The organism is Enterobacter cloacae complex sp. IR5441 (genome assembly GCF_049238215.1).
In the GTDB taxonomy this organism is placed as follows: domain Bacteria; phylum Pseudomonadota; class Gammaproteobacteria; order Enterobacterales; family Enterobacteriaceae; genus Enterobacter; species Enterobacter hormaechei_C.
Window position 1 is genome coordinate 1 of the sequence record NZ_JBMKIA010000076.1, and the last position, 4,271, is coordinate 4,271.

At 52.2% G+C, this 4,271-nt stretch carries 3 protein-coding genes and 2 pseudogenes; 1 reads left to right on the top strand and 4 read right to left on the bottom strand.

Annotated features, from left to right (window positions below):
• Positions 1 to 135 precede the first annotated feature (135 nt).
• On the bottom strand, positions 136 to 366 hold the full coding sequence (gene vapB, locus ACOTX5_RS26140; RefSeq protein WP_063945329.1) for a type II toxin-antitoxin system VapB family antitoxin: 231 nt from the start codon (positions 364 to 366) through the stop codon (positions 136 to 138).
• A gap of 336 nt (positions 367 to 702) precedes the next feature.
• Here vapB and ACOTX5_RS26145 point away from each other — a divergent pair.
• Positions 703 to 1,323 (top strand): annotated as a pseudogene (locus ACOTX5_RS26145) (IS6-like element IS26 family transposase); the annotation flags it as partial.
• Positions 1,324 to 1,378: 55 nt separating this feature from the next.
• Here ACOTX5_RS26145 and ACOTX5_RS26150 read toward each other — a convergent pair.
• The 3 genes and pseudogenes from ACOTX5_RS26150 to ACOTX5_RS26160 form a co-directional block, all read right to left on the bottom strand.
• Positions 1,379 to 2,347, bottom strand: a complete 969-nt coding sequence (locus ACOTX5_RS26150; protein WP_171963465.1) for an IS5-like element IS903B family transposase — start codon at positions 2,345 to 2,347, stop codon at positions 1,379 to 1,381.
• Between the two features lie 698 nt (positions 2,348 to 3,045).
• A pseudogene (locus ACOTX5_RS26155) lies at positions 3,046 to 3,354 on the bottom strand (replication initiation protein); the annotation flags it as partial.
• A 9-nt stretch (positions 3,355 to 3,363) separates the two neighbouring features.
• Positions 3,364 to 4,061 (bottom strand): IS1-like element IS1X3 family transposase gene (locus ACOTX5_RS26160; protein ID WP_223229472.1). Its coding sequence is split into 2 segments (ribosomal slippage): positions 3,364 to 3,812 and positions 3,812 to 4,061, totalling 699 coding nucleotides; the frame shifts between segments, so codons are not numbered across the junction.
• Positions 4,062 to 4,271 lie beyond the last annotated feature (210 nt).

Sequence of the window (4,271 nt, forward strand, 5' to 3'; positions counted from 1 at the left end):
GTTTCTCCGGCCCTAAGACATCAATCATCTGTTCTCCAATGACTAGTCTAAAAACTAGTATTAAGACTATCACTTATTTAAGTGATATTGGTTGTCTGGAGATTCAGGGGGCCAGTCTAAGCATATAGGTTTTCTTCATAGCTCAAAACGTCCTTCATCGCTGACCACGTTCTCGCGCTCTTCCAGAAAACCGGCGTCAGCTTTTTCCAGCAGCGCGAACGAACTCCAGGTTGGCCGGACGGGACGCAGGATGATGCTTTCTCCTTCCCGGACGATCTCCAGCTTGCTGACCCCCTCAAAATCCAGGTCCCGGGGCAGACGGATGGCGCGGTTATTGCCGTTTTTAAATATCGAAACTGTGCGCATGGATTTTCCTCCGGGCTGAACATGCATGATGTTTTTGTGCATATGTGTAGTATATGCCTGCTATATTGGTTTGTATATGTGTAACATATGCAGATGTCAAGCATATGGATATGCTTAACATATCCTTCTTTCTCGGTTTTCACCGCAGATCCGAAAAAATGTAAATCGGGAAATGTAAAAATTGTTCACAGTCAGCGATATTGGTTTCTTCTTGGATTATGATGGTCGAAATCAACACCTTCCGGGAGACGAGGATGACAGACAATTTTTTCAGGTACTGTTGCAAATAGTCGGTGGTGATAAACTTATCATCCCCTTTTGCTGATGGAGCTGCACATGAACCCATTCAAAGGCCAGCATTTTCAGCGTGACATCATTCTGTGGGCCGTACGCTAGTACTGCAAATACGGCATCAGTTACCGTGAGCTGCAGGAGATGCTGGCTGAACGCGGAGTGAATGTCGATCACTCCACGATTTACCGCTGGGTTCAGCGTTATGCGCCTGAAATGGAAAAACGGCTGCGCTGGTACTGGCGTAACCCTTCCGATCTTTGCCCGTGGCACATGGATGAAACCTACGTGAAGGTCAATGGCCGCTGGGCGTATCTGTACCGGGCCGTCGACAGCCGGGGCCGCACTGTCGATTTTTATCTCTCCTCCCGTCGTAACAGCAAAGCTGCATACCGGTTTCTGGGTAAAATCCTCAACAACGTGAAGAAGTGGCAGATCCCGCGATTCATCAACACGGATAAAGCGCCCGCCTATGGTCGCGCGCTTGTTCTGCTCAAACGCGAAGGCCGGTGCCCGTCTGACGTTGAACACCGACAGATTAAGTACCGGAACAACGTGATTGAATGCGATCATGGCAAACTGAAACGGATAATCAGCGCCACGCTGGGATTTAAATCCATGAAGACGGCTTACGCCACCATCAAAGGTATTGAGGTGATGCGTGCGGCTTTGTTGAATAAATCAGATTTCGGGTAAGTCTCCCCCGTAGCGGGTTGTGTTTTCAGGCAATACGCACGCTTTCAGGCATACCTGCTTTCGTCATTTTGTTCAGCGCTCGTACCAGGGCCATAGCCTCCGCAACCTGACCATCGTAGTCACGCAGCGTCAGTGAACCCCCGAACAGCTGTTTTACCCGGTACATCGCCGTTTCCGCTATCGAGCGACGGTTGTAATCTGTTGTCCATTTCCACCGCGCATTACTCCCGGTCATTCGCTGATTAGCCACTGCACGGTTACGGTCTGCATATTCACCGGGCCAGTAACCCGCACCTTTTCGGGGAGGGATAAGCGCGCTGATTTTCTTACGCCGCAGTTCATCGTGACAGAGCCGGGTGTCGTAAGCGCCGTCTGCCGATGCTGCCCTGATTTTTCTGTGAGTCTGCCGGATAAGACCCGGGAAGGCTTCTGAGTCCGTCACATTGTTCAGCGACAGGTCTGCACAGATGATTTCATGTGTGTTGCTGTCAACTGCCAGATGCAACTTTCGCCATATACGACGGCGTTCCTGGTCATGCTTTTTGACTTTCCACTCGCCTTCACCAAAGACCTTCAGCCCGGTGGAATCAATCACCAGATGCGCGATTTCACCCCGGGTGAACGTTTTGAAACTGACGTTAACCGACTTTGCCCGCCTGCTGACACAGCTGTAATCCGGGCAACGTAGCGGAACGTTCATCAGAGAAAAAATGGAATCAATAAAGCCCTGCGCAGCGCGCAGGGTCAGCCTGAATACGCGTTTAATGACCAGCACAGTCGTGATGGCAAGGTCAGAATAGCGCTGAGGTCTGCCTCGTGAAGAAGGTGTTGCTGACTCATACCAGGCCTGAATAGCTTCATCATCCAGCCAGAAAGTTATGGAGCCACGGTTGATGAGGGCTTTATTGTAGGTGGGCCAGTTGGTGATTTTGAACTTTTGCTTTGCCACGGAACGGTCTGCGTTGTCGGGAAGATGCGTGATCTGATCCTTCAACTCAGCAAAAGTTCGATTTATTCAACAAAGCCGTCTGTGTTGTAAAATGGCGCCGAAAGCCCGGCGTAGCCGGTTGCCGGGCTATAAATTCTGCCACCCTACCCCCTGCCCTGATTAGCCTTAACTCGCGAACAGCAATGAAGAAGTCAAAGTAATCCCTTTTAACCCCGGTGAGCGGGCTTTACGGCGTTTACGACGTAAAGGGCGTGATTTCCGGGGTCTAAGCGGCGGCAGCTTGCTGCTGACGCTTAGGGGGATGTTCATCAACTATTTCAGCGACACCAGGGAACTTAACACGGTAGCTGCAAAGCCCTAATCCCGCTCACCGCCACGCAGCTGCCGTACGTCCCCCACGGGGTGCGCAGTGCTGCGCGCGGGAACGGCGGCCCGTCTGCGGGACGCGGCGCCGTACTGCGCGTTAGCGGCCGCACGCGGCCGGTTACGGGGGACACTCCGCCATACGACCAGCGACCCGCTGAGCTGCACAATCCACAGATAACACAAGCTACATACATGTCGATATGGGAATCCGCCCACCTTACCGGGCGCCGGTGCCGTGTGGGAATCCGCCCACCTTACCGGGCGCCGGTGCCGTGTGGGAATCCGCCCACCTTACCGGGCGCCGGTGCTGTGTGGAAATCCGCCCATCTTCATGACAAAAATTTGTCAAATGACAGGCTCATGTGTGCTGATTTATGTCAGACGGGATTTTGCTTATCAATTATTGAGAACAGAAATTTTCCTGAATCATCAATACTATACTTAGCAAGTAAAGGTGTTTTCTCATTTATCTGCTTGAGTGCAGGATCAAGGAAAGATCGTTTCAACTCTGCCAAGTTCTTCTGCTGGGATTCCGGTAAGACGAAACGGTCATTTAACCAAGCATGAGTAGTAACCCATAAGCCTGAAGATTTGAATTGAGCAAGACTTTCATAAAGGCGGATCGTCCGGGGATTTCGAAGACTGCCACAATCGCGGAGCGAGTAGGTGGTGAACTGGTTGGTAATGACTCCAACTTACTGATAGTGTTTTATGTTCAGATAATGCCCGATGACTTTGTCATGCAGCGCCACCGATTTTGAGAACGACAGTGACTTCCTGCCCAGCCTTGCCAGATGCTGCCTCAGATTCTGGTTATGCCGCTCAATTCGCTGCGTATATCGCTTGCTGATAACGTGCAGTTCTCCCTTCAGGCGGGATTCATAAAGCGGCCAGCCATCCGTCATCCATACCACGACCTCAAAGGCCGACAGCAGGCCCGGAAGACGCTCCAGCGTGGCCAGAGTACGCTCACCAAAGACGCGTGCCACCACCGTCCTGCACATCCTGCCATAGGCGTAAAATAACCAGCGCTGACGTGATTTAGCCCCGACGTAGCCCCACTGTTCGTCCATTTCCGCGCAGACAATGACGTCACTGCCCGGTTGTATGCGTGAGGTTACCGACTGCGGTCTGAGTTTTTTAAGTGACGTAAAATCGTGTTGAGGCCAACGCCCATAATGCGGGCGGTTGCCCGGCATCCAACGCCATTCATGGCCATATCAATGATTTTCTGGTGCGTACCGGGCTGAGAGGCGGTGTAAGTGAACTGTAGCTGCCATGTTTTACGGCAGTGAGAGCAGAGATAGCGCTGATGTCCGGCAGTACTTTTACCGTTACGCACCACGCCTTCAGTAGCTGAGCAGGAGGGACAACTGATGGAGATGGAAGCCACTGGAGCACCTCAAAGACACCATCGTACACTAAATCAGTAAGTTGGCACCATTATCCGGCAGGCGATCTGGATTATCGTCACGCTGTTAAATATGTCGCGGTAGGGATACCCGTTACCGGATACCCCCCGCACAGATCCCGGCGTGCGCGATTTACGCACCGGGCTCCTGCCTCGGGTGTCTGGCGGTGAACCGCTCCACAGGCCATGGAT

Coding starts and splice junctions, on each gene's coding strand:
- vapB (WP_063945329.1), bottom strand. CDS start 366: ATGCGCACAGTTTCGATATTTAAAAACGGCAATAACCGCGCCATCCGT.